Genomic DNA, 25,679 nt, shown 5'->3' with positions numbered 1-25,679 from the left:
TTCCCTACCGCTTGGCTGAAGGCAGCCACAACGGTTAACACTAGATTAACACGCTACGCCATCAATGTGACGGTTGTGCGACAAACGGCACCGGATCGCAACGCAATCGTGACGGGATCTTCACTCCGCCTTTCCCCCGGCCTCATTCCGGCAGGGGCGCCTCACTGGCGTCGAGAATCCGGCCCCGCCAGGCAAGCCCAGCGCTGGACAGCAGGGTCACGGCCGCCGCAGCGGCGGCCTCCGGGCCCCGGGCGGCCGGGTCCTGGTCGACGGAATAGGCCCTGGCGCGCAGCGCCGTGCGCAGGGGGCCCGGATACAGGCCGCTGACCCGCACCGGGCTGCGGCCGAGTTCGTCATGCAGGCTGGTGATCAGCCCGCGCAGGCCATGCTGGGCCACACCGTATCCCCCCCAATAGGCCTGCCCCACCCGTTCGGAGGCATCGACCGCAAACACCAGGGCCGCGTCCTCGCGCTGCCGCAGCAGCGGCAGACAGGCCTGGGCCAGCCACGCCGGGGCAGTGAGCGTGACATGCACCGCACGGGCGAAACTGGCCGGGTCGGCCAGTTCGAACGGGGTCAATCCGGGGAAATGGGCGGCACAGACCAGCACTCCATCCAGGCGCCCCAGCTCGCGCTGCAGGGCCTGGGCCAGTTCGGCATAGTCGTCGGGGCCCGCACCCTCCAGATCCAGCGGATACAGCAGCGGTTCCGGGCCGACGGCCTGGACCTGGGCGTAGACACGGTCCAGGCGGCGCGGCTTGCGGCCCAGCAGGACCACGGTGGCCCCGGCGGCGGCGGCGGCAACGGCCGCCGCACTGCCCAGCCCACCGCCGGCGCCGGCAACCAGCACCACGCGATCCTGCAACGGGCGGCCATCGAGCGCCCCGTTGGTCGGTGACGTCGATGGCCAGGCACTCATCCCTGGGTCGCCTCTTCGACGATGCGCTTGAGCTCGCCGGCTTCAAACAGTTCCAGGACGATGTCGCAGCCGCCGATCAGCTCTCCATTGATGAACAGCTGCGGGAAGGTCGGCAGGTTGGAGAACCGCGGCAGGTTGGCGCGGATCTCGGGTTCTTCCAGCACGTTGACGGTGCGCAGGGTGACCGCGCCGGCAGCCATCAACGCCTGTACGGCGCGGCTGGAGAAACCGCACATCGGGTATTGCGGGGTGCCCTTCATGAACAGCACGAGCGGGTAACGATCGACCTCGGCCTGGATTTGCTGCATTACCGCCACAACCTCACTCCTTGCTTCGCCGGACAAACCGACCGCGGTGGTCGGCTAGACTGCCCACGGTAGCCGCCATTGTAAGCGGATGGAACCGGCTGTCGCCGCCCCTCTGGCCACGAACCTGTCCATGCCTGTCGAATTGCCTGCCCTGCCCTACCTTTCCGGCTCCCTGCAGCCGCACCTGTCCGCACAGACCCTGGAGCTGCACCACGGCCGCCACCATCGCGCCTACGTGGATGCGGTCAATGCCGGCATCCTCGGCACCGAGTGGGAAGACGCGCCACTGGAAGAGATCGTCCGCCAGGCCCAGGGCAAGCTGTTCGATGCGGCCGCCCAGGCGTGGAACCACGGTTTCTACTGGCAGTGCCTGCGGCCCCGTGGCGGTGGCGAACCGCAGGGCCGCCTGGGCGAGCTGGTGAAGCGCCAGTTCGGCGACGTGCAGCGCCTGCGCGAGGAATTCAACCGCACCGCGCTGGGCCTGTTCGGCTCCGGCTGGGTGTGGCTGGTGCAGCATCCGGGCGGACAGCTGGGCATCCAGGCGACCCGCAATGCCGGCACGCCGCTGACGGGTGAAAGTACGCCGCTGCTGTGCTGCGATGTCTGGGAGCACGCCTACTACACCGACTACCAGAATGACCGCGCGCGTTATCTGGATGCGTTCTGGCAGATGGTCAACTGGGAATTCGCTGAGAGCCAGCTACGCTGAGGCAACGGCTCCGCCCCGGGGTAGTGCCGGCCGTTGGCCGGCATCCCCATCGGTGTACAAGAGATGGCGAATCTGCCGGCCAGCGGCCGGCACTACCGGAAAGCAGAGCGTGGCTTCACGCGTTCTCGTGCGCGGCCACCGCATCCATCACCCGCGCCGAGTACACCAGCGCCGCACCGGCATTGAGCGACACCGCCACACCCAGCGCCTCGGCGATTTCCTCGCGGTTGGCACCGTGCTTCAGCGCGGCATCCACGTGCACGGTGATGCAGCCGTCGCAGCGGGTGGTCACCGCCACCGCCAACGCGATCAGCTCGCGGGTCTTCGCATCGAGGTGGTTGGTCTGCGCGCCAGCGTTGGCCAGGGTGGCGTAGCCCTTGACCGTATCCGGTGAGAGCTTGCCGATCTCACCGATACGGCCCTTCAGTTCCTTGCGGTAGGCATTCCAGTCGAGCATGGGGGTGACTCCTGTGAAAGGAGCTCCACGCTACCACCGGGAATGTTGCGCCGATGCCTGCACCGGCGCTTCACAGCGTTGCACTGCCGGCCAGCGGCCGGCACTACCGGGCTCAGCGATTGCGCAGCGCGTGCACCGCCGGCGCCACCTGGGCCTGGCGATCCAGCTCCAGGCCGACCTGCTCCAGCGCATCGGCCAACGCGGCAGCATCGTCATCGCGCAACGTGGCGTGGCCGACCTTGCGGCCTTCGCGCGGCTCCTTGCCATAGTCGTGCCAATGGCCGCTGGCCTGGCCCAGCACCGGTGCCGGGCCAGGCATCGCGCCCAGCCAGTTCAGCATGCAGGCGTGGCCGAGCATGCGGGTGCTGCCCAGCGGCAGGCCCAGCACGGCACGCAGATGGTTCTCGAACTGCGAGGTCTCGCTGCCCTCGATGGTCCAGTGGCCGGAGTTGTGTACGCGCGGCGCCATCTCGTTGGCCAACAGCTCGCCATCGCGACAGAACAGCTCCAGCGCGAACACGCCGACGTACTGCAGGTGCTCGGCGACACGGCGGGCATAGCCGATCGCGGCCTGCTGCTCGGCATCGGACAGCACAGCCGGTGCCACGCTGGCCGACAGCACGCCGTCGACATGCCAGTTGCCGGTGACCGGCCAGGCTTCGAAGCTGCCATCGCGGCCACGCACGGCGACCACGCTGACCTCGCGCTGGAACGCCACGAAGCCTTCCAGGATCAGGCCGGTACGCTCGACCTGCGCGCCCAGTGCATCCCACGCGGCGTCGATGTCGGCCTCGCTGCGCAGGCGGAACTGGCCCTTTCCGTCATAACCAAGGCGGCGGGTCTTGAGGATGCACGGCAGGCCGAACTCAGCCGCCTTCGCAGCCAGCTCGTCACGGCTGCGGATATCAGCGAAGGCCGGCAGCGGGATGCCCAACTGCTGGAACAGGGTCTTCTCGCTCAACCGGTCCTGGGCCACCGCCAGCGCGGCCGGCGGCGGATAGACCGGCACGCGGTCGGCCAGGAACTGCGCGCTGTCTGCGGGCACGTTCTCGAAATCGAAAGTGACCACATCGACCTTGGCGGCGAAGTCCGCCAGCGCGTGGCGGTCATCGAAGGCACCGACGGTGAGCGGCGCCAGCGGGCCACTGCAGGCGTCGGCCGCCGGGTCGTACAGCTGGAAGCGCAGTCCCAGCGGCGCACCGGCCAGAACCATCATGCGGGCGAGCTGGCCGCCGCCCAGGATGCCGACGGTCAGGCTCATTGGCGCGGATCGTCGTGGGCCATCACGTCTTCGGTCTGGCGTGCACGGAAGGCGTCGAGCGCCTGGCCGATCGCCGGCTGGTCGCTGGCCAGCATCGCAGCAGCGAACAGCGCCGCGTTGGACGCGCCGGCATTGCCGATGGCGAAGGTGGCAACCGGAATGCCGGCCGGCATCTGCACGATCGACAGCAGCGAATCCATGCCGTTGAGGGCCTTGGACTGCACCGGCACGCCCAGCACCGGCACGGCGGTCTTGGCGGCGATCATGCCCGGCAGGTGGGCGGCCCCGCCGGCGCCGGCGATGATCGCGCGCAGGCCACGCGGGCCCGCCTGCTCGGCGTAACTGAACAACACATCCGGCGTCCGATGCGCGGACACCACCTTCACTTCGAACGGAACACCCAGGGCTTCAAGCTTCTGGGCGGCGTGCTGCATGGTTTCCCAGTCGGAACGGGAACCCATGACGATGCCGACAAGCGGCGCGATCGGGTTGGGGGTCATTGGCCGTCACCTGCCTTAAAGACGTATTCTAGCCATCTTCCACGCAAGACGAAGAACCATGGATCGCAAGCTGCTCGACCTGCTGGTGTCGCCGGACACCCGCCAGCCCCTGTCCCTGCTGGATGGCAAGGGCCTGGAAGCCCTCAACAAGGCCATTTCGGCCGGCGCGGTGAACAAGGCCGATGGCAACCCGCTGGCGCAGCCGCTGCGCGAAGCGCTGGTCACCCGCGACCGCAAGCAGGTGTTCCGCGTTGACGACGGCATCCCGGTGCTGCTGGCCGAAGAAGCCATCCCGACCGCCCAGATCGCCGACTTCCCGGCCGCATGAGCGCGCTGCCGACGCCGGATGCGGCCGTTGTCGCCGCCGATGTCGCGCGGGCGCTGGCCGAGGACCTGGGCAGCGGCGACGTCACCGCCGCCCTGCTGCCCGACCAGGCCGACAGCGCTTACCTGCTGTGCAAGCAGGACGGGGTGATTGCCGGCCGTCCGTGGTTCGACGCCACCCACCGCGCACTCGACCCGGACGTGCGCATCGAATGGCGTGTCTCCGAAGGTGACGCGGTCACCGCAGGCACCGTGCTGGCCCTGCTGCACGGGCGCAGCCGCAGCCTGGTCAGCGCCGAACGCACCTCGCTGAACTTCCTGCAGACGCTGTCTGGCACCGCCACCACCACTGCCCGCTACGTGGCGGCGGTGGCCGGTACCGGCACGCGCATCCTCGACACCCGCAAGACTCTGCCTGGCCTGCGCCTGGCGCAGAAGTACGCAGTGCGCTGTGGCGGCGGCGACAACCACCGCTTCGGCCTCTATGACACGGTGATGCTGAAGGAAAACCACATCCGTGCCGCCGGTTCGCTGGCCGCGGCGGTGGCCGCCGCGCGCCGGCAATGGCCCGCGCTGCCGCTGGTGGTCGAGGTCGAGGACCTGGCCCAGCTGCGCCAGGCGCTGGAAGCCGGTTGCGAACGCATCCTGCTGGATGACTTCAGCCCCGACCTGCGCCGCGAGGCAGTGCGCATCACGGCCGGCCGCATTCCGCTGGAAGTGTCAGGCAGCGTGGGCCTGGGCGGCCTGCGTTCGATCGCCGAGGACGGCGTTGACTGCATCTCCATCGGTGGACTGACCAAGCACGTGCAGGCCATCGATCTGTCGCTGAAGCTGGGCCCGCCGCCGGGTTGAGGCCTGGCCGGGGTCAGATCCCTTTTCCCGTGGAAAAGGGATCTGACCCCGTTCTCACACCCGGCGTTCACGACAGCGCTGCGACGCTGAGGTATCCCCCACAGGAGCCGCGCATGCGCCGGATGCTCTTGCCTGCCTGCCTGCTGCTGGCCGCGGCACCGTTGTCCGCAGCGGCCGCCGAAGCCTGCGATGTTCCGCCCCGCTTCGGCCTGAGTCCGTTGGCGGTGGCCATCCGCAACACCGCCTGCAATGAGCACCGGCTCTGGTACCGGCCCTTCATCGATCGTGAAGGCCGTGCCGCCAGCCTCAGCGTCACCGAGGCCGAAAGCGATCACCTGGCAGACAATGGCCTGATCGCCTGGCAGCGCGTGGCCGGCTACTGGCGCAACAGCGGCACGCTCAATGCGATGGGCAGCATCGCGGGCGCCAGCAGCTGCCTGGCGCCGTTGGGCACGCGCTACACCGACAGCGACTGCCGCGCCTTCCTGATCGACAACCCGTGGTCGGCCGCGTTCATTTCCTGGGTGATGGTCCAGTCCGGCGTTCCTGGCTTCAATACGTCGCCACGCCACATCGACTACATCCGTGCCGCCTACCAGGGCGGCCCCTCGGGCGTGCCGTACCGGCTGGTCGACCCGGCCACGGCCAAACCCGCACCGGGCGACCTGCTGTGCTTCCTGCGCGACCGCAGCACCACGCTCAGCTACAGCGGGCTGGTGCAGGCACTGGGCAATGGCTCGGTGGGCCACTGGAAATCGCATTGCGAAGTGGTGGTGGCGGCCAACCTCGGCGGCGACCAGACCCTGTACCTGGTCGGTGGCAACGTGATGAACACCGTAGCGATGCGGTTGCTGCAGCTGGATCGTACGGGGCTGATCAAGCTGCCTCCGGCACGCGAACGCAACAGCACCGGCATCGACCCCGGCTGCACACCAGGTCGCGAGGACGAATGCAGCTTCAACCGGCAGGACTGGGCAGCGCTGCTGCAGCTCACTGCAACCTCACCGCTGGTGATGCCCTCGCCCACTGCGACGCCGATGCAGCCCACTCCGGCACCGCAACCGGTCATCGTGCCCGCGCAGCCGATGTCCAGCGAACCGCAGCCGCGGCGGTGAGTGCAGCGCTTGATCCCGCGCGCGTTCGCCGCCATCTTTGCGGGATCGACCCCTGACGGCTGACGCCATGCCCACCCTGCTGCTGTTGCTGATTGCCGGCGGAATCATCTATTTCTTCTGGAACGCGGCGCGTTCGGCCGCCGAGCGCGCGGTCGAACTGGGGCGCAATGCCTGCCGTGCTGCCGACGTGCAATGGCTGGATCAGGCGGTGCACGCCACCGGCCTGCGCCTGTCGCGCGGCGAAGATGGCCGGCTCGGCTTCGAACGTACCTTCAAGTTCGAGTATTCCTACGACGGCATCGATCGCCACGTGGGCCGCATGGTGCTGCGCGGCGACCAGCTGATCTCATTCACTGGTCCGGGCGCGGCGCGGATCAGCCAGATCCGCGCGGATGTGGACGATGCCGAGGATGTGTAAGGGCTGAAGGCGTGCCGACCAATGGTCGGCACCCACCGTTACCTGGTTACTTGACCACGCGCAGGTTCGGGCGCCCCTTAGGCGGCGGGCTGGCTGGCGGCGTATCGTCCGGCGGCGTGCCTTCCTCGTGCAGCAGCTCATCGCTGGTCGGAGCGGTCTCGTTGCCCGGGATGTCATCCGGTAGCGCCATGCCCTGCCCGGTCTCGCGGGCGTAGACGGCCAGCACGGCGCTGATCGGCACCTGCACCGGGTAGCTGGTACCGGAGAAGCGCGCCGAGAAGCTCACCATCTCGTTGTCGATCATCAGCCGCACGACAGCACGTTCGGCGATGTTGAGCACGACCCGGCCATCCTTGACCGCCGAAGGCGGGACCTGCACGCCGGGAACGCCGGCGTCGACCAGGATGTGCGGGGTCAGCTGGTTGTCGTTGATCCATTCCACCAGCGCCCGCAGCAGGTACGGGCGGTGGCTGGTCATGTGGAAGAAGTCTTCGGTCATGCGTGAAGTGTACGCGCCCGGCGCCCCGCCGGGGCGGATCACCTGCACGCCGGTCGGCGTGCAGACGGGTAACGCAGGCCCGGATCAGACCGGCAGATCGCGCAGCTTCTTTTCCTGATCGGTCAGGCTGCGGACGAAACCGGGGTGGCGGAAGATGCGGTTGCCGTAGTCCTCGATCGCCTTGCCGTCCTTCGGCAGCGGTACGTCCAGCGACTGCAGGCGCCAGATGATCGGCGCCATCGCGCAGTCGGCCAGGCTCATTTCCGGGTTGAGGAAGAACTTGCTGGCCTTGAACAGCGGCAGCGAGGCGGTCAGCAGCTCCTTCAGGCGCTTGCGGCCAGCCTCGGCCTGGGTCTTGTTGCCGAGCTGGATGGCCTGCACCTGTGGCACCCAGTCGTGCTCGATGCGCAGCATCGCCAGGCGGATGCGCGCACGCGAGAGCGGATCGACCGGCATCAGCGGCGGATGCGGATAACGTTCGTCCAGGTACTCGCTGACCACTGATGCGGCGTACAGCACCAGCTCGCGTTCGACCAGGGTCGGCACCGAGTGATACGGATTGAGGTCGATCAGGTCTTCAGGCGGGTTCTGCGGATCGACCGGAACGAAGTCGAAGGTCACACCCTTGGCCGCCAGCACCAGGCGTACACGGTGGCACAGTACATCGTCGTTCGAGGAAAACAGCGTCAGTGTATTGCGCATGCGTACGCTCGCCGCCATCAAAGGCTCTCCCACGACAGGAGACCGCCTGCCGCATCGGCGCCGCCGGCACCGTGCCGGCGGTCGACTCCTCCCCGAGTGTGCAACCGACCATCACAAAAGCCAATAGGCCCGTGCGATGGCCGGCGGCAGATTCAGTGAACGTCCTTCCAGTATTCCTTCTTCAGCAGGTACAGCAGGAAGGTGAGCAGGGCCAGGAACAGGATCACCCACACGCCCAGCTGCTGGCGCTTGAGCGCGGCCGGTTCGCCGGCATACTCGAGGAAGTTGGTGATGTCCCGCACCGCCTGGTCGTACTGCCCGGCATCGACCGACCCCGGCGTTTCGATCTTCAGGCCGGTCACCGGCGGGTCCATGCCGGGCGCTTCCGCCTTGCCATGGACCGCATGCTGCAGGCCCTGCATCTCCCACAGCGGGTTGGGCATGGAGGCATTGGCGAACAGCGCGTTGTTCCAGCCCAGCGGCCGGCTGCTGTCCAGGTAGAACGACTTGAGGTACGTGTAGACCCAGTCACTGCCCCGCACGCGCGCGATCAGGCTGAGATCGGGCGGCATCTTGCCGAACCACTTCTCCGCGTTCTCCTTGGGCATCGCCACCGGGATCGGGTCGCCGATCGCCGAGCCGGTGAAGTTGAGGTTGTTCATCACCTCTTCCTCGGTCAGGCCCAGGTCCTGCGCCATCCGCGAATAGCGCAGGTACTTCAGCGCGTGGCAGCCGGAGCAGTAGTTCATGTACAGCTGCGCGCCGCGCTGCAGCGAAGCGCGGTCGCCCAGATCGTTGCCGGCCTGCAGCAGCTTGGTGCCACCTTCGGCGGCGGAGGCCAGGAAACTGCCCAGCATCAGGGTGGCCGTCAGGGCCAACCGGACCATCCAGCGATCAGTCATGGGTGGTCACCCTCTCCGGTACCGGCTTGGTCTTGTCCAACCGTGTCCATAGCGGCATGGTGATGAAGAACGCGAAGTACAGGAAGGTCAGCACCCGCCCGATGTAGGTCTCGTGCACGTCGGTGCCCGGGCCGGAACCAATCACGCCCAGCCACACGAAGCACACCGCCAGCACGCCCAGCATCACCTTCGATATCCAGCCGCGGTAGCGCACCGACTTCACCCTGGCCTTGTCCAGCCACGGCACCAGGAACAGGATCGCAATGGCCGAGAACATCACCAGCACGCCACCGAGCTTGTTCGGCACCACGCGCAACATCGCGTAGTAAGGCGTGTAGTACCAGACCGGCTTGATGTGTTCCGGGGTCACCAGGCGGTTGGCCTCGGTGAAGTTGTCGTGCTCCAGGAACAGGCCGCCGAAACCGGGCGCGAAGAAGATGATGAAGGCGGCGATGATCAGCAGGAAACCGGCGCCGACGCCATCCTTGAGCGTGTAGTACGGGTGGAACGGAATGCCATCGGCCGGTGCGTTCGGCGACCAGCGGTTGCCCTTCGGCCCCTTCTTGATCTCCACGCCATCGGGGTTGTTCGAACCCACTTCGTGCAGCGCGCCCAGGTGCAGTACCACCAGCAGCAACAGCACCAGCGGCAGAGCGATGACATGCAGCGCGAAGAAACGGTTGAGCGTGGCGTCACTGGGCAGGTAATCGCCCATGATCCATTCGGTCAGGCCGTTGCCGATCACCGGTATCGCGCCGAACAGCGAGATGATCACCTTGGCGCCCCAGAACGACATCTGGCCCCACGGCAGCACGTAGCCCATGAAGGCTTCGGCCATCAACACCAGGTAGATCAGCATGCCGAGGATCCACACCAGCTCGCGCGGCTTCTGGTAACTGCCGTACAGCAGGCCACGGAACATGTGCAGGTAGACCACGATGAAGAACAGCGAGGCACCGGTGGAGTGCATGTAGCGGATCAGCCAGCCCCACTCCACATCGCGCATGATGTATTCGATGGAGCCGAACGCCTCGGCGGCGCTGGTCTTGTAGTGCATCGTCAGGAAGATGCCGGTGACGATCTGGTTGACCAGCACCAGCAGCGCCAGCGAACCGAAGTAGTACCAGATGTTGAAGTTCTTCGGTGCGTAGTACTCGCTGACGTGCTTCCGGTAGACCGGCATCAGGCCGGGCGCGCGGGCGTTGACCCAGTCGGCCACGCCGCTGGCGGTACGGCTGAGGATATTGGCCATCAGGCAGCCCCCTGCGGATCGACACCGATGATGATGGTGTTGTCGTCCTGGTAATGGTGCGCGGGCACCTTCAGGTTGATCGGCGCCGGCACGTCCTTGAAGACGCGTCCGGACATGTCGAAGCGCGACTTGTGGCACGGGCAGAAGTAACCGCCCTTCCACTGCGGGTCGTAGGGCTCAGGCCGGATTTCGGCGACCATTTCCGGCGAGCAGCCCAGGTGCGTGCACAGGCCGACCAGTACGGAGATATCCGGCTTGATCGAGCGCAGTTCGGGGTTCTGCTTCAGCACGTAGTCCGGCTGCTGGTCCTTCTCGCCGGACTCGGGGTCCTTGAGCCGGCCGTCCAGCCCGTGCAGCGCATCGAGGATGGCCTTGGACCGCTTGACGATCCAGATCGGCTGGCCACGCCATTCCACGATCAGGCGTTGGCCTTCCTGCAGGGCGCTGATGTCGGCCACCACCGGTGCGCCGGCAAGCTTGGCGCGGGCACTGGGGTTCCAGGATTTGATGAAAGGAACTGCGGTGAATCCGACGCCGACGGCGCCCACCACGGCTGTGGTGGCAGAAAGAAAACGCCGACGTCCGGTGTTGACTGGATCGTGTACCCCATCGTTGGCCATCCGGCACTCCGATATTGATTAGGTAGCTTTAAGGCTGCCAGCGGATCCGGTGGGGGCCAGAGCCGCATTGAATCACGGTCGAGTGTAGCGGAACCGTCGCGCGCCACACAACGCATTGCAACAACATTGATTGCGGGGTTGCCGGCCAGCGGCCGGCACGACCTTTCAAAGGAGTGCCGACCAACGGTCGACACCTACCGTTCAAGGAGTACCGGCCAACGGTCGGCACCTACTGGTGACTCAGGGCGGTGCGGTAACGCTCGGCCAGCTGCCCGACCCGGCGCACGTAGTACTGGGTCTCGCTGTAGGGCGGCACGCCACCGTGGCGGTCGACCGCGCCTTCGCCAGCGTTGTAGCCGGCTGCGGCAAGGGTCAGGTCGCCATTGAAGCGTTTCAGCAACCACGCAAGATACTGCACGCCGCCACGGATGTTCTGCCCGGCGTCATAGGAATCGCTTACACCGAAGCGCGCGGCGGTCGGCGGCATCAGCTGCATCAGGCCCTGCGCGCCAGCACGGCTGAGCGCGGTCGGGTTGTAGGCCGACTCGGCATGGATGATGGCGCGCACCACCGCCTCCTCCACACCGAACTCGCGCGCGGCCGAGGTGATCTCGGCCTGGAAGGCCGAGGTGTTCAGTCGCACGGTGCCGAAGTCCACGCGTGGATTGACCCCACAGGCATAGCAGCGCTCCATGAAGCTGTAGCGGATGGTCCGGACCGGGCCGAGGTTGGCCACCTGTGTCGGGCGCGCACTGGTGTAGTGGCGCACGCCATCCTTCATGAAGGAATACACCTGGCCACTGACCATGCGCCCGCTGCGCGAGGCGACCGGCTGTGCGGGACCGGATGCCGGCACGGACGCAGGCGCGACCGTTGCCGGCGCTGCGGCACTCGCGGCAACGGCCACCGGATTGCGTTCGATGCTGGCCACCGTGGTCGGTGCCGGCCTGGGCGCGGCCACCACCGGTCGAGGTGCCGGGCGGGTGTCACGGGTGTAGCTGATGGTGCTGCAGCGCGCACCCGCCACCCGCTTGCTCACATAACTGGTAACGCCATCAGGCCCCTGGCACTTGTACAGGGTTCCAGCGCTGGCCGGCGCAGCGGTCAGCGCAGCGATGATGATCGCCGTTGTCCCCAGTATCCCCTTCATGGCGGCGAGTGTCCCAGCTTCGCCGGGGCTTGCCAAGCGACGTGGCTCAGCCTGTGACCGGCGGCACAGCCAGCAGCTGGCCGAGGCCCGCCAGGCGCTGTGCCAGTTCGTCGCGCAGGCCCGGCGGGGTGGTCCAAAGCGCCACGGGCAGGCGGTCCAGGCTGAGAATCTGCGCCAGCATCATGCCGCGGCTCTCGGCGCCCATGCGCAGCAGGCAGTGGTCGGGGCCATCCGCTTCCAGTACTCCACACCACGGCGGGATGCGGCCTTCCAGCTCGGAATGGCTGCCGGACAGGCGGAGGATGGCCTGCAGCGCGAACGGCGCCTGGCTGACCGCCTGCCGCACCATCACATCAGGCGGCGCCGGGGCGCGCCGGTGCAGGCCCGGCCCGGCGCACTCACGTACGGCGCCCATGCGGTCCACGCGCAAGGTGCGCCAGTCCTGCCGCCCCAGGTCCCAGGCAAGCAGATACCAGCGTCGCCCGTAATTGACCAGGTGCTGGGCCTCGACCTCGCGCTGGGTGACGGCTTCCTGCGCGCTGCGGTACTCGAAGGCCAGCCGTGACGCCTGTCGGCAGTGCTGGGCCAGCCGCCCGAGCAGGCGTGCGTCGGTGGACGGAAGGTCGGACAGGGTGGCCGTCGCTGCATGCACCTCGCCGGCCTGCTGGCGACGACGGGTCGGCACCAGCGGATCGAGCTTGGACAACAGGCCACGCGCGGTGTCGTCGATCCCGGCAACGGTGGCCGAGGCTGCGCGCAGGGCGATGGCCAGGGTGGTCGCCTCCTCCTCGTCCAGCAGCATCGGCAGCACCGGGGCCCCGGCCCCCAACTGGTAGCCGCCGCCGACCCCGGACGAGGCCTGCACCGGATAGCCCAGCTCGCGCAGGCGCTCGATATCACGGCGGATGCTGCGCCGGTCCACGCCCATGCGCTCGGCCAGCTCGGCCCCGGACCACTGGCGGCGGGCCTGCAGCAGGGCGATCAGGCGCAGCAGACGATGGGCGGTATGGCGCATGAAGGATCGAGGACAGAAGTCGTCCGCAATAGTGCCCCAGGATGGCCTCCAGTTCACCACCCACCGCAAGGAGCAATGCCATGAATTCACGCCAGATCACCCTTTACCACGCCGCCCGTTCCCGCTCGAGCGGCGCCGTGGCCCTGCTCGAAGCGCTGGGTGCCGACTACCGCATGCAGGTGCTGGACCTGAAAGCCGGCGCCAACCTGGCCCCGGCCTACCTGGCCATCAACCCGATGGGCAAGGTGCCGGCCATCGTCCACAACGGCGCACTGGTGACCGAGCAGGTGGCGATCTATCTGTACCTGGCCGACCTTTACCCGGAAGCCGGGCTGGCACCGCCGATCGGCGACGCCCTGCGCGGCCCCTACCTGCGCTGGATGGCCTTCTATGGCGCCTGTTTCGAGCCGGCGATGATCGACAAGGCGATGCACCGCGAGCCGCCGCCGCGCCTGATGTCGCCGTACAACGATGCCGAGACCGTGCTGCAGGTGGTCGAGGCCCAGCTGGCGCAGGGCCCGTACCTGCTGGGCGAGGTCATGAGCGCCGCCGACGTGCTGTGGGGCAATGCACTGGCGTGGACCACGGCCTTTGGCCTGGTACAGCCGGCGCCGGCCACGGCTGACTACATCGCACGGATGAGCGCGATGACCGCGTTCGACCGTTCGCGGCAGATCGATGCGGAGCTGGCGGCGGCGTAAGGGCGCCCGCCGGGCACCGCCCGGCGCTACCGGGGCCGGCGGGATGCGGGTAGCGCGGGGCCGTGCCCCGCGAGCGCACAGCGCGGCGTACGCGCCGGGATGCAGGTAGAATTGCCGGCTTTCCCGCCACCCGAATGGATTAAGCGCCATGACCGGGACGCCAGACGTCTTTCCGCCCGCCCCGCCGGGCGGTGCCCCGCTCGTTGCCCTGCCCGCCGGTCCGCGCAAGCCCGACCAGGTGAAAGGCAAGCTGTACATCAAGACCCACGGTTGCCAGATGAACGAGTACGACTCGGCCAAGATGGCCGACGTGCTCGCCGCCAGCGATGGCCTGGAACTGACCGATACCCCGGAAGACGCCGACGTCATCCTGGTCAACACCTGTTCCATCCGCGAGAAGGCGCAGGAGAAGGTGTTCAGCCAGCTGGGCGTCTGGAAGGGCCTGAAGAACAAGGGCCGCGAGGTCATCATCGGCGTGGGCGGCTGCGTTGCCTCGCAGGAAGGCGAGGCGATCATCAAGCGTGCGCCGTTCGTGGACCTTGTGTTCGGCCCGCAGACCCTGCACCGGCTGCCGGAGCTGATCCGCGCCCGACGCGAGCAGAAGCGCCCGCAGGTGGACATCAGCTTCCCCGAGATCGAGAAGTTCGACCGTCTGCCGGAACCGCGTGCCGAAGGCGCTTCGGCGTTCGTGTCGATCATGGAAGGCTGCTCGAAGTACTGCTCGTTCTGCGTGGTGCCCTACACCCGCGGCACCGAAGTCAGCCGCCCGTTCGAGGACGTGGTGGTGGAAGTGGCGCAGCTGGCCGCGCAGGGCGTGCGCGAAATCAACCTGCTCGGGCAGAACGTCAATGCCTATCGCGGCCCCTATGGAGATGGCGAGTTCGCCGATCTCGGCCTGCTGATCCGGACCATCGCCGAGATCGACGGCGTCGGCCGCATCCGCTTCACCACCTCGCACCCGCTGGAGTTCAGCGACTCGCTGATCGATGCGTTCCGCGACGTGCCGCAGCTGGCCAACTTCCTGCACCTGCCGGTGCAGGCCGGCAGCGACCGCGTACTGTCGGCGATGAAGCGCGGCTATACCGCGCTGGAATTCAAGTCGAAGATCCGCAAGCTGCGCGCGGTGCGCCCGGACATCTCGATCAGCTCGGACTTCATCGTCGGCTTCCCCGGCGAAACCGATGCCGATTTCGAGAAGACCATGAAGCTGATCGAGGACATCGGCTTCGACCACAGCTTCTCCTTCATCTATTCGCGCCGCCCGGGTACCCCGGCGGCCGACCTGGAGGACACGATCAGCGATGCCGAGAAGCACGCGCGCCTGTCGCGCCTGCAGGCGCGCATCAATGCGCACGCTGCCGGCATCTCCGAGAAGATGGTCGGTACCGTGCAGACCGTGCTGGTGGAAGGCCCTTCGCGCAAGAACCCGAACGAACTGACCGGCAAGACCGAGAACATGCGTTCGGTGAACTTCCCGGCGCCGGCGCGGCTGATCGGCCAGTTCGTGGATGTGGTGATCACCGAGGCGCTGACCAATTCGCTGCGCGCCCGCGTGGTGGCGGAATAAGGTGCGCCGACCAACGGTCGGCACCCACCGAATTGATGCCGGCCAACGGTCGGCACCCACCGAATTGATGCCGGCCAGTGGCCGGCACCTGCCGGAGTTGATGCCGGCAGGCGGCCGGCACCTACCAGGGTGGATGCCGACCGTTGGTCGGCATGCCTCAATCCAAACGCTTGCGGAAACGCAGGATCGCCAGGGTCATCATCACCGCGATGAAGCCCAGCAGCGCCAGCGCGTCGTGCCACAGCTCCCACAGCGAGGCGCCGCGCAGCATGATGCCGCGCACCAGGCGCAGGAAGTGGGTCAGCGGCAGTACTTCGGCCAGCCATTGCACCGGCCGCGGCATGCCCGCGAACGGGAACATGAAGCCCGACAGCAGGATCGACGGCAGGAACAGGAACAACGTCATCTGCATCGCCTGGAACTGCGAGCGAGCGCGCGTGGAAATCAGCAGGCCCAGCGCCAGGTTGGCCAGCACCAGCAGCACCGCGGCTAGGTAGATATCGAGCAGGCTGCCGCGGATCGGCACCTGGAACAGCCAGGTGCCCAGCGCCAGCACCAGCGTGGTCTGCAGCAGGCCGATGGCTGCATAGGGCAGCACCTTGCCGACCATCAGTTCGCTGCTTGACACCGGCGTGGCGATCAGCAGCTCCATGTTGCCGCGCTCGCGTTCACGCACCACCGCCACCGCCGTGAACATCACCAGGGTCATGGTCAGGATCACCCCGATCAGGCCTGGCACGATGTTCACCGCCGAACGCCGCTGCGGGTTGTAGAAGCTGGTCACGCTGATTGGACCCCCGGCGATGCTGCCTTCGCGCAGCGGCCGCGTGTTGCTGGTCGGTCGCGTCTCCAGCGGCACCTGCGCCAGCTGGATCGCCGCGCTCTGCACCACGGTGTCGCTGCCATCAACCAGCACCTGCACCGCCTCGCGTCCATCGAAGCGACGGCGCTCGAAGTCGGCCGGCACCACGATGCCGACACTGATCTCGCCACGCCGCAGCGCCTGCATCAACTGGTCGGGCGTATAGGCTTCGCTGCGCGGCGTGATCACGCCGGTGGCGACCATGTCCTGCACCAGCGCGCGTGACGCCGCACTGTTGGCCTGGTCGGCGACACCGGCGTCGAGGTGGCGCAGATTGAGATTGATCGCGTAGCCGAACAGCAGCAGCTGCATCACCGGAATGCCGACGATCATCGCCAGCGTGATGCGGTCGCGGCGCAGCTGGCGCAATTCCTTGAGCATGATCGCCCACAGCCGGCGCAGGTTCATGCCGCTGGCTCCCGGCCACGGCCGCGGGTGGCGGCGACGAAGACGTCTTCCAGGTTCGGCGCCACCGCCTCGATGCGGGCCTGCGGGTCGGCGTTGGCCAGCGCGCGCCGCAACGCTGGCGTATCGGCGGCCGCCTCGCTGCACAGCACGCGCAGCTGCGTGCCGATCTGTGCCACGCTCAGCACGCCGGGCAGCTCAGACAATGCGCGGCTGGCCTGCCGCGGCTGCGCCGACGTGACCTGCAGCGTGCGGCCGTCCAGCCGTGCACACAGTTCGGCCGGCGTGCCATCGGCGACCAGCGCGCCTCGATCGAGGATCGCCAGCCGGTGGCAGCGCTCGGCTTCGTCCATGTAGTGGGTCGATACCAGCACGGTGGTACCGGCGTCGGCAAGTTCAAACAGGGCCTCCCAGAAATCGCGGCGTGACTCCGGGTCGACCGCGCTGGTCGGCTCGTCCAGGAACAACAGCTCGGGCGCGTGCACGACGGCGCCGGCCAGCGCCAGGCGCTGCTTCTGGCCACCACTGAGGGTGCCGGCCAGCTGCGGCTGCCGGTCCAGGAGACGGTACTGCTGCAGCAGTTCGTCGACCCGCTGCCGGGCCTGCATACGCGGCAGGTCCTGGATGGCGGCGAGGAATTCCAGGTTCTCGCGCACCGAAAGGTCTTCATACAACGAGAAGCGCTGGGTCATGTAGCCGATGCGCCGGCGCAGTGCCTCGGCCTGCTCCGGCACGGCCAGGCCGAGCACCTCGATCTGGCCGGCACTCGGTTCCAGCAGGCCGCACAGCATGCGGATGGTGGTCGACTTGCCCGACCCGTTCGGGCCCAGGAAGCCATAGACCTGGCCACGCGGCACGGTCAGGTCGACATTGTCCACGGCCAGCAGATCGCCGAAGCGGCGGGTCAGGCCCTGGGCATGCACCGCGATGTCGTTGCCGGTGTTCAGAAGCTCACCTGCACCGGCATTCCCGCCGGCAGCTTCTGCATGTCGGAGGGAGCGTCCACTTCGATCTCGGCGAGGTAGCTCAGGCGCGCGACGTCGTCACCGGTCAGTGCGTAGTACGGAGTAAATGAAGGCTCGCTGCGGATCGAGCGCACATGCCCCTTCAACGCAGTGCCTTGCCCTTCCAGGTGCACCTGCGCGACCTGCCCGACCTTGACCTGCAACCGCAATGGCTGCGGCAGGTAGACGCGCGCATAGGGGCGCTCGCCGACCAGCATCACCGCCAGCGGCGCGCCGACCGGCGCCTGGTCGCCCTGCCGGTAAGGCAAGGCATCGACCACGCCGTCGCGCGGCGCACGCAATTGCAGCTTCTGCAGGTTCACGGCCTGCACTGCCTGTTGCGCCTGCGCGGCATCGGCGACGGCCTGGCCCTGGGCGATATCCTGCACACGGCTGCCGTGCACCCGCTCCAGCCAGGCCTGCTCGGCAGCACGCACGCTGGCCTCGGCATTGCCGGCGGCGGCACGTGCACGATCCAGCTCAGCGGCGGCAATCAAGCGCTGCTGTGCCAACGGCTGGACCCGCCGGTAATAGGCACTTGCTTCGGCAGCCTGTGCGCGCAGCGCGGCCAGTTGCGCCTGGGCCTGCGCGATCTGCTCCTGGCGTGGGCCGATCTTCAGTTCTTCCAGCTGCGCCTGCGCACGCGCCGTATCAGCCTGCGCTGCGGCGAACTGCGCGTCGCCGCGGGCCGGGTCGAGCTGCATCAGCACGGCGCCGGCCTTGACCTGCTGTCCCTCGCGCACCTCCACCGTGGCGATCACTTCGGCCGCCGGCGCCGGCACCGTGATCCGGTCCCACTCCAGCGTGCCCAGTGCAGTCGGTGTTGACTGCACACACCCGGCCAGCAGGCCGATGCCCGCCAGTCCGACTCCTCGCATCCCGTTGCCGATGCCCATGCCATCCCCTCCTGCGACGGCGACACGGTGCCATGTGCCCCGTGCACCCTCAATGATTCCGATCAGCCCTGGCGGTTTTTTCGCCACACGCCGGCACGCCTTTTGCTGCAAGGCTCCGCACCACCTATCCACAGGTTGATTCGGCATCATTCCACAACCGTTGTGGAAATCCGCCAGCGCCCGGCTTTGTTGCTCACCCGGCAACGAAACCTGCACTGTCGTCACGATGAATGCCCCCGTGCAGGCCCCCGTGGCAGTGCTGCCGAAGCGACGAGCGACCATGACGTTTTTTTCACCAGGACCTCATGGGCCTTGTGGCACAAGCATTGCGAAGGTCTATCCACAGGTTTTCGCGCCCCCCGTCCACACCGGGTGTGGAAAACGCTGTATCGACCGTCTGCTGGCCGTGTGCCCCGCACGCGCGCTACCCTTGTCTCCCCTGAATACACTGCGGTGGAAGGCGTCCGCCCCACCCGAAGCAATGAAAAGCATCGAGCATCGAGACTTCACCCTGTCGCCGGAAGACAACGAACGGCTGGCCAACCTGTGTGGCCCGTTCGACGGGCACCTGCGGCAGATCGAACTGAAACTCGGCGTGGAAATCGCCAACCGTGGCTTCGTGTTCCGCATCAGCGGGCCGAACGAAGCCATCGTCGAGGCGCAGAAGCTGGTTGAAGCGCTGTACGCCGAAGCCGGCGAAACCACCTTCGACAACCACGCCATCCACCTGCGCCTGGCGCAGGCCAATGTCGAGCAGATCGCCGAACGCTCCTACGAAGCGCAGGAGGTGGCGATCAAGGTCAAGCGCGGCACGGTACGCGGGCGCGGTGCCAACCAGGCCCGCTACCTGCACCAGATCGCAACCCACGACATCAACTTCGGCATCGGGCCGGCCGGCACCGGCAAGACCTTCCTGGCCGTGGCCAGCGCAGTCGAAGCGCTGAACGAATCGCGGGTGCAGCGGCTGATCCTGGTCCGTCCCGCGGTGGAAGCCGGCGAGAAGCTGGGCTTCCTGCCCGGCGACCTGAGCCAGAAGGTCGATCCCTATCTGCGACCGCTGTACGACGCCTTGTACGAGATGATGGGCGTGGAGAAGGTGGTCAAGCTGCTGGAAAGGAACGTCATCGAGATCGCGCCGCTGGCCTATATGCGCGGCCGCACGCTCAACGATGCGTTCGTGATCCTGGACGAAGCACAGAACACCACCATCGAGCAGATGAAGATGTTCCTGACCCGCCTCGGCTACGGCTCCACCGCAGTGGTCACCGGTGACCTGACCCAGACCGACCTGCCCAAGCACGTGAAGTCGGGCCTGCGCGACGCCATCGATGTGCTGCGCGACGTGGAGGGTGTCAGCTTCACCTTCTTCGAATCCCGCGACGTGGTCCGCCACCCGCTGGTGGCGCGTATCGTCAGCGCCTACGACCGCCGCGACCTGCATCAGATCCAACCTGGAGCAACTCCATGACCCGTGGTCCCGTGCGACTGGACGTCGCCGTCAGTTATGCCCTGCCGCGTGCCGGTCTGCCGGCGGCAGTGAGCTTCCGCAGGTGGGTGGCTGCCGCGCTGAAGGGCCGCATCCGCGAGGCCGACCTGGCCATCCGCGTGGTCGACGCCAAGGAAGGCCAGTCGTTGAACCGCCACTACCGTGGCAAGGACTACGCCACCAACGTGCTCAGCTTCCCGGCCGAAGTGCCCGAAGGCCTGCCCAAGGGCGTCAAGTTCCCGCTGCTCGGCGATCTGGTGATCTGTGCACCTGTCGTAGCGCGGGAGGCCGACGAACAGGGCAAGGCGCTCAACGCCCACTACGCGCACCTGACCGTGCACGGCGTGCTGCACCTGCTCGGCTGGGACCACGAGGACGACAAGGAAGCCGAAGCGATGGAACAGCTGGAACGGGAGATCCTGGCCGAGCTGGGCATCGACGACCCCTACGCGGGCGAGCGCTGACACCGGGCCCTGTTCCGAGCCCACGCACTCACGGAAGAGGAGCGCAGCATGACCCTGCCCGCACTTGTGCTTGCCGCGCTACTGCAGTCCGGGGCAGGCCTGATGCCCGATCCTGACCGTCCCTCACCGTTCCCCGCCAGCGACAGCGAGGCCGACATCGCCGCAAAGATCGCCGAACTACGGGCGTTCTTCGGCAGCAGCGAGCGCGACACCCGCAACATCGTCGCCACTGCCCAGCAACGGGCACTGATCGAGCGCCTGGAAGCGCGGCACGCGGCACGTCTGGCCGGCATCTGGGTGGACAATGCGAGGGGCTGGAACGTTGTCGTGCGACTGACAGGCGCCGCACCCGAGGCCGATGAGACACATCCAGGGGCGGATGGCCCGCAACGTGTGCGCTACATCACCGGCGCCGCGATGACCGAAGCGGAGATGACGCGCCGCCTGCACGCACAGCAGGACTGGCTGCGGGCCCAGCTGCCCGACCTGTTCGGCCATGGCCTGGATGTCAAGACCGGGGAGCTGGAGGTGGAGCTGCGGGATACCCCAGCCAACCGCGCGACGGCGGCGGCCGTGCGTGACCACCTGCAGGCGCGACTGGGCTACCCGGTCAGGCTGCGCTGGTACCCAGCGGCCACGCGCTGGAGTCCGCCCTGACTGCGCCACGGCTGGAGTGCCCGCCATGCGCTGAGCTACTGTTCAACACCGGCCAGGACGCGGAAGGAAAAAGGATGAACCCAGGGAACAGCTTCACGACGTTTGCGATGGCCGCCGGCCTGCTCGCGGGCCTGCTGGTGCTGGGCGCTCACACCGTGCGCCGCATCAGCGCCCGCGACCCCGGCGGCAGGCACTGGCTGCTGCGCAGCCTGGCCCTGCTGTCGCCCGTGTGCCTGCTGGCCGGGCTGGCGATCGGCATGTTCGGCCCGCACCTCACAGGTAGAGCGGAACCCGCCCACCTGCCGGGGCTGTGGGAAACGTCGATGGTGCTGATACTGGTCGGTGCCTTGACCTTGCCAGTGCTGTGGCGAACGCTGCTGCAGCAGCGGTTTGGCAGGCCGGTCAATGCACTGCCGTTCTTCCACGCCAGCCGCACCTCGCTGCTGGTGCTGTTCGTGCTGGCCGTGATGTACATGAAAGTGGCCAGGACAGCCGCGGCGGAACTGATGCCCTGGCTGACCAGCCCGGGCCTGTGGCCGGCGGTGGCGCGCATCGCGGGGCAATCGATGCAGGTCGCCATGCTTGCGGTCGTGCTGACTCTCTCACTGATGGTCGTACGGCGGGCGATGACCGGTTTCCTGCGCCTTCTAAGCGGGCTGTTCCGACGCTCGCCGGGGCTATGATGGCGGCCCCTCGCCTGCGGAAACCGACCGTGTCACTGCGCTGCTGTCTGCCCCTGCTCTGTGCCCTCGCCGCTCCCTCCGCCTTCGCCACCCGCCTGGACCTGCCGGCCCTCATCGAATGCCGCCAGGGCGTGGCCGAGCAGGCCGCGCTGGCGCCGCTGCTGGCCGATCCGCTGAAGGCCGTGGCCCAGGGCCTGCAGCCGCTGCCGCAGGGCAACCAGTTCATGAGCGAGTTCCGGCTGGCCAGCCCGATCACCGTCTTCGGCCAACAGACCGATCGGGTGGCGGTGGCCGGCGCCAGCGTCATGGCCGTCCTCGACCAGGCCGACCCACGCCCGCTGGCCAAACGGCTGGAATTGGAGACCGGCTACGACCAGGACGGCAAGTTCATGGCCGGCCGCGAGCTGGTCAGCCGCGACGTGACCGACCCGAAGACCGGCGAGGCCCAGATCGAGTCGATCATCCTCAGCGTCTCCACCGTGGCCTCCCACCCGGGCAAGACCCTGGCCGGCTGCACCTACAGCCTGGACCTGCCCGAAGAGGCGCCGGCCGCGGCCGCCGCAGCCCCGGCCACCGGCAGTCACTGACAGGCCGTCACATCCTGCTAGACTTGGGTCAACGCCCGGCCTGCCGGGTGCCTTTTTTCCAGAGATGTCAGAAGACGACAGTAGTAGCTCCCCTGCGGAGCACAGTGAAAAGAAGCGCGGCTGGCTTGAACGCCTGACCTCCGCCTTCTCCGGCGAACCCCATACCCGCGACGAGCTGGTCGCTGTCCTGCACACCGCGCAGGAAGAGGGTCTGATCGCCGCCGATACCCTGAAGATGATGGAAGGCGCCATTTCGGTGTCCGAGCTGACCGTGGGCGACGTGATGATCTCGCGCTCGCAGATGGTCTCGCTGCCGGTTGAAGCGCCCTTCCTGGAACTGATGAAGCAGGTGGTCGAATCCGGCCATTCACGCTTCCCGGTACACGGCGAGAACAAGGACGACATCCTTGGCATCCTGCTGGCCAAGGACCTGCTGCGCGGCGTGGTCGCCGACAACGGTCCGGCCAACGTGCGTGAGCTGCTGCGCCCGGCGGTCCTGATCCCGGAAGCGAAGAAGCTCAACGTGCTGCTGAAGGAATTCCGCCTGTCGCGCAACCACATGGCCATCGTGGTGGACGAGTACGGCGGTGTCGCCGGCCTGGTCACCATCGAGGACGTGCTGGAACAGATCGTCGGCGAGATCGACGATGAGCATGACGAGGCCGAGGATCCCTCGGCGCAGATCGCGATCCAGTCCGACGGCCAGTACGTGGTCGACGCGCTGACCCCGATCGGCGACTTCAACGAGCGTTTCGGCGCGACGTTCTCCGACGAGGACTACGACACCATCGGCGGCCTGGTCACCGAGGCCGTGGGCCACCTGCCGGAAGTCGGTGACGAGCTGGCGCTGGACCGCTTCATGTTCCGCGTGGCCCGCGCCGATGCGCGCCGGGTACAGGCCTTCCACGTGACCGTGCTGCCGCCGGACGCGCAGGACGACGCTTGAAGCGCCGCGGCCTGATCCTCATGGTGTGGCTGGCACTCTACGTGCTGGCCTTGGCCCTGCCGCTGGCCGCCTTCGCGCAGCCGGCGCCGGCCACACCTGCCGTGCCCGCGGCCAGCGCTGAAGCCCCTGCTCCGCGCATCGGCGTGGTGACCATGCAGCCGGGCACGGTGTTCTTCGAACGCTTCGGCCATGACGCCATCGTGGTGGTCGATCCGCTCAGCGGTGAAGCGACCTCGTACAACTTCGGCTACTTCGATCCGTCCGAGGACGATTTCATCAGCCGCTTCGCGCGCGGCGACATGATGTACTACCTGGTGGCGCTGCCGCTGCAGCAGGACCTGTCGTACTACGACGAGACCGGCCGTGGCGCCAGCGTGCAATGGCTGGACCTGCGCCCGGACCAGGCGCGCTCGCTGGCCGCCGGCCTGGCCGAGCGGGCCAAGCCGGAAAACGCGCGCTACCACTACGATTACTACACCGCCAACTGCGCCACGATGGTGCGCGACACGCTGGACAAGGCGCTCGGCGGCGGCCTGCAGTCGCAGCTGTCGGGGCGCTCGCGTGGCAACACCTATCGCAGTGAATCGGTCCGTCTGGCCTCGCCGGCACCATGGATGTGGCTGGGCTTCGATGTGGGCCTCGGACCGTTCGCCGACCAGCCGCTGTCGCGCTGGCAGGAAGCGTTCGTCCCGATGCGCCTGGCCGATGCCCTGCGCCAGGCACGCAACAGCGATGGCCGGCCGCTGGTGCAGTCCGAACAGGAACTGTTGCCGCACCGCATCGATCCGGAGCCGAAGGAGTTCGCACGCCGCTGGTGGCCGTGGCTGCTGTGCGGCCTGGTGATCGCCGCTGGCGTGCTGGCGCTGCGCAACCGCCCGCGCCTGCTGGCCGGGCTGGCCCTGCCGTTCTGGCTGCTGTGCGCCCTGTTCGGTGGCGTGCTGGTGTTCCTGTGGGGCTTCAGCATCCACTACGCTGCATGGGCCAACCGCAACCTGCTGCTGCTTTCGCCACTGGCCGTGCTGCTGCTGCCGGGCGCGATCGCACTGCTGCGCCGGCGCGTGCCGGGACGCATGTTCAGGATCGTGCTGTGGCTGCTGGCGGTACAGGCGGTGGCCGCGCTGGTGCTGCACTGGCTGAGCCTGCAGGCGCAGTACAACGTGCAGTGGATCGTGCTGCTGCTGCCGGTGCACGTGGCACTGGCGTGGGTGCTGGCGCGTCGTCCTCACTTGTCCGAAACACGGCCCTGACGCACGATGGCGGGCATGTCATTGCCCGCCTCCGCTTCCGCCCCCGCTTCGGCCAACCCTACCTGCGTCATCAACTGCGTCCACTACGATGACGAGGGCAAGCGCCACGACATCAGCCTGGATGCCATCAGCGATGTCATTGCCAGCGGCAACGGCTTCGTCTGGGTCGGCCTGTACGACCCCAACGAAGACGTGCTGCTGAAACTGCAGGAAGAATTCTGCCTGCACGACCTGGCCATCGAGGATGCGCGCAATGCGCACCAACGGCCCAAGGTCGAGACCTATGGCAACTCGTTGTTCGTGGTGGTGACCACCGCGCAGATGGTCGACGAACGCATCCAGTATGGCGAAACCCATGCCTTCCTCGGCCCGCGCTTCCTGGTGACGGTCCGCCACGGCGCCTCGCTGTCCTACGCGCCGGTGCGCGCACGCGTCGAGCGCGAGCCGCAGCTGCTGAAGATGGGCCCGTCGTACTGCCTGTACGCGGTGACCGACTTCGTGGTCGACAACTACCTGCCGATCGTGCACCGCTTCCGCGACACCCTGGACCTGCTGGAAAAGGACATCTTCGCCGACACCTACAAGCGCAGCACGGTGGTGCGGCTGTACGAGCTCAAGCGCGAACTGAACAAGATGCGGATGGCGGTGGCGCCGTTGCAGGACGTTCTGGCGCAGCTGCGCCGCTACCAGGGCGAACTGATTCCCGATGAAGTGAAGCTCTACGTGCGTGACGTGCATGACCATGCGGTGCGCATCAGCGATGTGATCGACACCCTGCGCGAGATGCTGGGCACCGCGCTGAGCGTGAACCTTTCGCTGGTGACACTGGCGCAGGGCGAGACGGTCAAGCGGCTGGGCGCCTGGGCTGCCCTGCTCGCCGCGCCGACGCTGATCACCAGCTGGTACGGCATGAACTTCAGTCACATGCCGGAGCTGAGCGAACCCTGGTCGTACCCGCTGATGATTGTTGGCGTGGGCGGTGTGTGCGTGGGGCTGTACCGGTTGTTCAAGCGCGCGAAGTGGTTGTAGCGCGTATCGACCAACGGTCGATACCCACCAAGCACGTGGGCGTCGATACCCACCATGCACGGGGGGGCGTCGATACCCTGCAATCCGGTAGGCCACGACCGTTGGTCGTGGCGCATGGCCCGCTTCTGGTAGTGCCGGCCGC

The 25,679-nt window shown here is 67.5% G+C and carries 30 protein-coding genes; 15 read left to right on the top strand and 15 right to left on the bottom strand.

Features of this window, described 5'->3' with window-relative positions; genetic code table 11:
• Positions 1 to 142: 142 nt before the first annotated feature.
• Together AC5P6S_RS11600 and grxD are read right to left on the bottom strand one after the other, a co-directional pair.
• Positions 143 to 919 (bottom strand): SDR family NAD(P)-dependent oxidoreductase, encoded by a 777-nt coding sequence (locus AC5P6S_RS11600; RefSeq protein ID WP_005412811.1) that lies wholly within the window; start codon positions 917 to 919, stop codon positions 143 to 145.
• Positions 916 to 1,236 carry a Grx4 family monothiol glutaredoxin gene (gene grxD, locus AC5P6S_RS11595; RefSeq protein ID WP_005408852.1) on the bottom strand — a complete coding sequence of 107 codons (321 nt, stop codon included), beginning with the start codon at positions 1,234 to 1,236 and terminating at the stop codon, positions 916 to 918. Before grxD ends, AC5P6S_RS11600 begins: the two co-directional genes overlap by 4 nt.
• A gap of 121 nt (positions 1,237 to 1,357) precedes the next feature.
• Here grxD and AC5P6S_RS11590 point away from each other — a divergent pair, with 121 nt between their 5' ends.
• Positions 1,358 to 1,936 carry a superoxide dismutase gene (locus tag AC5P6S_RS11590; protein ID WP_012479673.1) on the top strand — a complete coding sequence of 193 codons (579 nt, stop codon included), beginning with the start codon at positions 1,358 to 1,360 and terminating at the stop codon, positions 1,934 to 1,936.
• 115 nt (positions 1,937 to 2,051) lie between these two features.
• On the opposite strand, the gene AC5P6S_RS11585 is transcribed toward AC5P6S_RS11590, so the two are convergent.
• The 3 genes from AC5P6S_RS11585 to purE all read right to left on the bottom strand — a co-directional run bounded on the left by AC5P6S_RS11585 (position 2,052) and on the right by purE (position 4,154).
• Positions 2,052 to 2,393 (bottom strand): carboxymuconolactone decarboxylase family protein, encoded by a 342-nt coding sequence (locus AC5P6S_RS11585; RefSeq protein WP_005408850.1) that lies wholly within the window; start codon positions 2,391 to 2,393, stop codon positions 2,052 to 2,054.
• A gap of 112 nt (positions 2,394 to 2,505) precedes the next feature.
• A complete protein-coding gene (locus tag AC5P6S_RS11580) occupies positions 2,506 to 3,654 on the bottom strand; it encodes a 5-(carboxyamino)imidazole ribonucleotide synthase (RefSeq protein ID WP_005412809.1) in 1,149 nt (382 codons plus the stop codon).
• Positions 3,651 to 4,154: a 5-(carboxyamino)imidazole ribonucleotide mutase gene (purE, locus tag AC5P6S_RS11575; RefSeq protein WP_005412808.1), complete on the bottom strand. Its 504-nt coding sequence runs from the start codon at positions 4,152 to 4,154 to the stop codon at positions 3,651 to 3,653. Before purE ends, AC5P6S_RS11580 begins: the two co-directional genes overlap by 4 nt.
• Positions 4,155 to 4,212: 58 nt before the next feature.
• Here purE and AC5P6S_RS11570 point away from each other — a divergent pair, with 58 nt between their 5' ends.
• From AC5P6S_RS11570 to AC5P6S_RS11555, 4 genes are all read left to right on the top strand, one after another.
• Positions 4,213 to 4,482 carry a Trm112 family protein gene (locus AC5P6S_RS11570; RefSeq protein WP_005408847.1) on the top strand — a complete coding sequence of 90 codons (270 nt, stop codon included), beginning with the start codon at positions 4,213 to 4,215 and terminating at the stop codon, positions 4,480 to 4,482.
• The gene (nadC, locus tag AC5P6S_RS11565) at positions 4,479 to 5,330 is read left to right on the top strand and encodes a carboxylating nicotinate-nucleotide diphosphorylase (RefSeq protein WP_005408846.1); all 852 of its coding nucleotides are present in this window, start codon (positions 4,479 to 4,481) and stop codon (positions 5,328 to 5,330) included. Before AC5P6S_RS11570 ends, nadC begins: the two co-directional genes overlap by 4 nt.
• 113 nt (positions 5,331 to 5,443) lie before the next feature.
• Positions 5,444 to 6,445 (top strand): DUF2272 domain-containing protein, encoded by a 1,002-nt coding sequence (locus tag AC5P6S_RS11560; protein ID WP_005412807.1) that lies wholly within the window; start codon positions 5,444 to 5,446, stop codon positions 6,443 to 6,445.
• Positions 6,446 to 6,512: 67 nt separating this feature from the next.
• A complete protein-coding gene (locus AC5P6S_RS11555) occupies positions 6,513 to 6,863 on the top strand; it encodes a DUF3301 domain-containing protein (RefSeq protein ID WP_005408844.1) in 351 nt (116 codons plus the stop codon).
• Positions 6,864 to 6,909: 46 nt separating this feature from the next.
• On the opposite strand, the gene AC5P6S_RS11550 is transcribed toward AC5P6S_RS11555, so the two are convergent.
• The 7 genes from AC5P6S_RS11550 to AC5P6S_RS11520 form a co-directional block, all read right to left on the bottom strand.
• Complete coding sequence (locus AC5P6S_RS11550; protein WP_005412806.1) at positions 6,910 to 7,362, bottom strand: ClpXP protease specificity-enhancing factor; 453 nt, start codon at positions 7,360 to 7,362, stop codon at positions 6,910 to 6,912.
• Positions 7,363 to 7,446: 84 nt separating this feature from the next.
• Positions 7,447 to 8,082 (bottom strand): glutathione S-transferase N-terminal domain-containing protein, encoded by a 636-nt coding sequence (locus tag AC5P6S_RS11545; RefSeq protein WP_005408842.1) that lies wholly within the window; start codon positions 8,080 to 8,082, stop codon positions 7,447 to 7,449.
• Between the two features lie 134 nt (positions 8,083 to 8,216).
• Entirely contained in the window at positions 8,217 to 8,966 is a 750-nt protein-coding gene (locus AC5P6S_RS11540; protein ID WP_005408841.1) for a cytochrome c1, read from the bottom strand.
• Positions 8,959 to 10,218: a cytochrome b gene (locus AC5P6S_RS11535; RefSeq protein WP_005408840.1), complete on the bottom strand. Its 1,260-nt coding sequence runs from the start codon at positions 10,216 to 10,218 to the stop codon at positions 8,959 to 8,961. The genes AC5P6S_RS11540 and AC5P6S_RS11535 overlap by 8 nt, the downstream gene beginning before the upstream one ends.
• On the bottom strand, positions 10,218 to 10,838 hold the full coding sequence (petA, locus tag AC5P6S_RS11530; RefSeq protein WP_004151998.1) for a ubiquinol-cytochrome c reductase iron-sulfur subunit: 621 nt from the start codon (positions 10,836 to 10,838) through the stop codon (positions 10,218 to 10,220). The genes AC5P6S_RS11535 and petA overlap by 1 nt, the downstream gene beginning before the upstream one ends.
• A 229-nt stretch (positions 10,839 to 11,067) precedes the next feature.
• Positions 11,068 to 11,988 (bottom strand): lytic transglycosylase domain-containing protein, encoded by a 921-nt coding sequence (locus AC5P6S_RS11525; protein WP_005412804.1) that lies wholly within the window; start codon positions 11,986 to 11,988, stop codon positions 11,068 to 11,070.
• Between the two features lie 46 nt (positions 11,989 to 12,034).
• Positions 12,035 to 13,003 (bottom strand): helix-turn-helix transcriptional regulator, encoded by a 969-nt coding sequence (locus AC5P6S_RS11520; RefSeq protein ID WP_005412803.1) that lies wholly within the window; start codon positions 13,001 to 13,003, stop codon positions 12,035 to 12,037.
• Between the two features lie 80 nt (positions 13,004 to 13,083).
• Here AC5P6S_RS11520 and AC5P6S_RS11515 point away from each other — a divergent pair, with 80 nt between their 5' ends.
• Both AC5P6S_RS11515 and miaB read left to right on the top strand, forming a co-directional pair.
• Positions 13,084 to 13,704 carry a glutathione S-transferase family protein gene (locus AC5P6S_RS11515; protein WP_005408837.1) on the top strand — a complete coding sequence of 207 codons (621 nt, stop codon included), beginning with the start codon at positions 13,084 to 13,086 and terminating at the stop codon, positions 13,702 to 13,704.
• A 148-nt stretch (positions 13,705 to 13,852) separates the two neighbouring features.
• Positions 13,853 to 15,271, top strand: coding sequence for a tRNA (N6-isopentenyl adenosine(37)-C2)-methylthiotransferase MiaB (gene miaB, locus AC5P6S_RS11510; protein ID WP_005412802.1), 1,419 nt, complete (start codon positions 13,853 to 13,855; stop codon positions 15,269 to 15,271).
• Between the two features lie 157 nt (positions 15,272 to 15,428).
• Here the strand turns inward: miaB and AC5P6S_RS11505 are convergent, their stop codons facing one another.
• Genes AC5P6S_RS11505 through AC5P6S_RS11495 form a run of 3 tightly spaced genes read right to left on the bottom strand, consistent with a single transcriptional unit; the run spans position 15,429 to position 18,438 of the window.
• Positions 15,429 to 16,541: an ABC transporter permease gene (locus tag AC5P6S_RS11505; protein WP_164173235.1), complete on the bottom strand. Its 1,113-nt coding sequence runs from the start codon at positions 16,539 to 16,541 to the stop codon at positions 15,429 to 15,431.
• Positions 16,538 to 17,461, bottom strand: a complete 924-nt coding sequence (locus AC5P6S_RS11500) for an ABC transporter ATP-binding protein (RefSeq protein WP_005412800.1) — start codon at positions 17,459 to 17,461, stop codon at positions 16,538 to 16,540. Before AC5P6S_RS11500 ends, AC5P6S_RS11505 begins: the two co-directional genes overlap by 4 nt.
• 20 nt (positions 17,462 to 17,481) lie before the next feature.
• The gene (locus AC5P6S_RS11495) at positions 17,482 to 18,438 is read right to left on the bottom strand and encodes an HlyD family secretion protein (RefSeq protein ID WP_005412799.1); all 957 of its coding nucleotides are present in this window, start codon (positions 18,436 to 18,438) and stop codon (positions 17,482 to 17,484) included.
• A gap of 481 nt (positions 18,439 to 18,919) precedes the next feature.
• Here AC5P6S_RS11495 and AC5P6S_RS11490 point away from each other — a divergent pair, with 481 nt between their 5' ends.
• From AC5P6S_RS11490 to AC5P6S_RS11455, 8 genes are all read left to right on the top strand, one after another.
• Positions 18,920 to 19,906, top strand: a complete 987-nt coding sequence (locus AC5P6S_RS11490) for a PhoH family protein (protein ID WP_033834734.1) — start codon at positions 18,920 to 18,922, stop codon at positions 19,904 to 19,906.
• Positions 19,903 to 20,388: an rRNA maturation RNase YbeY gene (gene ybeY / locus AC5P6S_RS11485; RefSeq protein ID WP_032966554.1), complete on the top strand. Its 486-nt coding sequence runs from the start codon at positions 19,903 to 19,905 to the stop codon at positions 20,386 to 20,388. The genes AC5P6S_RS11490 and ybeY overlap by 4 nt, the downstream gene beginning before the upstream one ends.
• 48 nt (positions 20,389 to 20,436) lie before the next feature.
• Positions 20,437 to 21,045, top strand: coding sequence for a hypothetical protein (locus AC5P6S_RS11480; RefSeq protein WP_005412797.1), 609 nt, complete (start codon positions 20,437 to 20,439; stop codon positions 21,043 to 21,045).
• Positions 21,046 to 21,119: 74 nt separating this feature from the next.
• Positions 21,120 to 21,728 carry a hypothetical protein gene (locus AC5P6S_RS11475; RefSeq protein ID WP_005412796.1) on the top strand — a complete coding sequence of 203 codons (609 nt, stop codon included), beginning with the start codon at positions 21,120 to 21,122 and terminating at the stop codon, positions 21,726 to 21,728.
• Positions 21,728 to 22,315, top strand: coding sequence for a hypothetical protein (locus AC5P6S_RS11470; RefSeq protein WP_172798061.1), 588 nt, complete (start codon positions 21,728 to 21,730; stop codon positions 22,313 to 22,315). Before AC5P6S_RS11475 ends, AC5P6S_RS11470 begins: the two co-directional genes overlap by 1 nt.
• A 64-nt stretch (positions 22,316 to 22,379) precedes the next feature.
• Positions 22,380 to 23,261, top strand: a complete 882-nt coding sequence (locus AC5P6S_RS11465) for a CorC family transporter (protein ID WP_005412794.1) — start codon at positions 22,380 to 22,382, stop codon at positions 23,259 to 23,261.
• Positions 23,258 to 24,508: a lipoprotein N-acyltransferase Lnb domain-containing protein gene (locus tag AC5P6S_RS11460; protein ID WP_005412793.1), complete on the top strand. Its 1,251-nt coding sequence runs from the start codon at positions 23,258 to 23,260 to the stop codon at positions 24,506 to 24,508. Before AC5P6S_RS11465 ends, AC5P6S_RS11460 begins: the two co-directional genes overlap by 4 nt.
• A gap of 6 nt (positions 24,509 to 24,514) precedes the next feature.
• Positions 24,515 to 25,537: a magnesium and cobalt transport protein CorA gene (locus AC5P6S_RS11455; protein WP_005408825.1), complete on the top strand. Its 1,023-nt coding sequence runs from the start codon at positions 24,515 to 24,517 to the stop codon at positions 25,535 to 25,537.
• The last annotated feature ends 142 nt before the right edge of the window (positions 25,538 to 25,679 follow it).

Source organism: Stenotrophomonas sp. YJH_SMC_119, assembly GCF_059368315.1.
Note: the sequence above shows the minus strand (reverse complement) of the source record. Positions and strands in the feature narration are given on the sequence as shown.

Bases quoted from the DNA above. Each gene is read 5' to 3' on its own strand.
- AC5P6S_RS11480 (WP_005412797.1), top strand. From the start codon at position 20,437: ATGACCCTGCCCGCACTTGTGCTTGCCGCGCTACTGCAGTCCGGGGCA.
- AC5P6S_RS11590 (WP_012479673.1), top strand. From the start codon at position 1,358: ATGCCTGTCGAATTGCCTGCCCTGCCCTACCTTTCCGGCTCCCTGCAG.
- AC5P6S_RS11540 (WP_005408841.1), bottom strand. From the start codon at position 8,966: ATGACTGATCGCTGGATGGTCCGGTTGGCCCTGACGGCCACCCTGATG.
- AC5P6S_RS11520 (WP_005412803.1), bottom strand. From the start codon at position 13,003: ATGCGCCATACCGCCCATCGTCTGCTGCGCCTGATCGCCCTGCTGCAG.
- AC5P6S_RS11560 (WP_005412807.1), top strand. From the start codon at position 5,444: ATGCGCCGGATGCTCTTGCCTGCCTGCCTGCTGCTGGCCGCGGCACCG.
- AC5P6S_RS11550 (WP_005412806.1), bottom strand. From the start codon at position 7,362: ATGACCGAAGACTTCTTCCACATGACCAGCCACCGCCCGTACCTGCTG.
- AC5P6S_RS11495 (WP_005412799.1), bottom strand. From the start codon at position 18,438: ATGGGCATCGGCAACGGGATGCGAGGAGTCGGACTGGCGGGCATCGGC.
- purE (WP_005412808.1), bottom strand. From the start codon at position 4,154: ATGACCCCCAACCCGATCGCGCCGCTTGTCGGCATCGTCATGGGTTCC.
- petA (WP_004151998.1), bottom strand. From the start codon at position 10,838: ATGGCCAACGATGGGGTACACGATCCAGTCAACACCGGACGTCGGCGT.
- AC5P6S_RS11515 (WP_005408837.1), top strand. From the start codon at position 13,084: ATGAATTCACGCCAGATCACCCTTTACCACGCCGCCCGTTCCCGCTCG.
- AC5P6S_RS11545 (WP_005408842.1), bottom strand. From the start codon at position 8,082: ATGGCGGCGAGCGTACGCATGCGCAATACACTGACGCTGTTTTCCTCG.
- AC5P6S_RS11475 (WP_005412796.1), top strand. From the start codon at position 21,120: ATGAACCCAGGGAACAGCTTCACGACGTTTGCGATGGCCGCCGGCCTG.
- AC5P6S_RS11490 (WP_033834734.1), top strand. From the start codon at position 18,920: ATGAAAAGCATCGAGCATCGAGACTTCACCCTGTCGCCGGAAGACAAC.
- ybeY (WP_032966554.1), top strand. From the start codon at position 19,903: ATGACCCGTGGTCCCGTGCGACTGGACGTCGCCGTCAGTTATGCCCTG.
- AC5P6S_RS11555 (WP_005408844.1), top strand. From the start codon at position 6,513: ATGCCCACCCTGCTGCTGTTGCTGATTGCCGGCGGAATCATCTATTTC.
- AC5P6S_RS11535 (WP_005408840.1), bottom strand. From the start codon at position 10,218: ATGGCCAATATCCTCAGCCGTACCGCCAGCGGCGTGGCCGACTGGGTC.
- AC5P6S_RS11505 (WP_164173235.1), bottom strand. From the start codon at position 16,541: ATGAACCTGCGCCGGCTGTGGGCGATCATGCTCAAGGAATTGCGCCAG.
- AC5P6S_RS11570 (WP_005408847.1), top strand. From the start codon at position 4,213: ATGGATCGCAAGCTGCTCGACCTGCTGGTGTCGCCGGACACCCGCCAG.
- AC5P6S_RS11580 (WP_005412809.1), bottom strand. From the start codon at position 3,654: ATGAGCCTGACCGTCGGCATCCTGGGCGGCGGCCAGCTCGCCCGCATG.
- AC5P6S_RS11585 (WP_005408850.1), bottom strand. From the start codon at position 2,393: ATGCTCGACTGGAATGCCTACCGCAAGGAACTGAAGGGCCGTATCGGT.
- miaB (WP_005412802.1), top strand. From the start codon at position 13,853: ATGACCGGGACGCCAGACGTCTTTCCGCCCGCCCCGCCGGGCGGTGCC.
- AC5P6S_RS11455 (WP_005408825.1), top strand. From the start codon at position 24,515: ATGGCGGGCATGTCATTGCCCGCCTCCGCTTCCGCCCCCGCTTCGGCC.
- AC5P6S_RS11470 (WP_172798061.1), top strand. From the start codon at position 21,728: ATGGCGGCCCCTCGCCTGCGGAAACCGACCGTGTCACTGCGCTGCTGT.
- nadC (WP_005408846.1), top strand. From the start codon at position 4,479: ATGAGCGCGCTGCCGACGCCGGATGCGGCCGTTGTCGCCGCCGATGTC.
- AC5P6S_RS11465 (WP_005412794.1), top strand. From the start codon at position 22,380: ATGTCAGAAGACGACAGTAGTAGCTCCCCTGCGGAGCACAGTGAAAAG.
- AC5P6S_RS11525 (WP_005412804.1), bottom strand. From the start codon at position 11,988: ATGAAGGGGATACTGGGGACAACGGCGATCATCATCGCTGCGCTGACC.
- AC5P6S_RS11600 (WP_005412811.1), bottom strand. From the start codon at position 919: ATGAGTGCCTGGCCATCGACGTCACCGACCAACGGGGCGCTCGATGGC.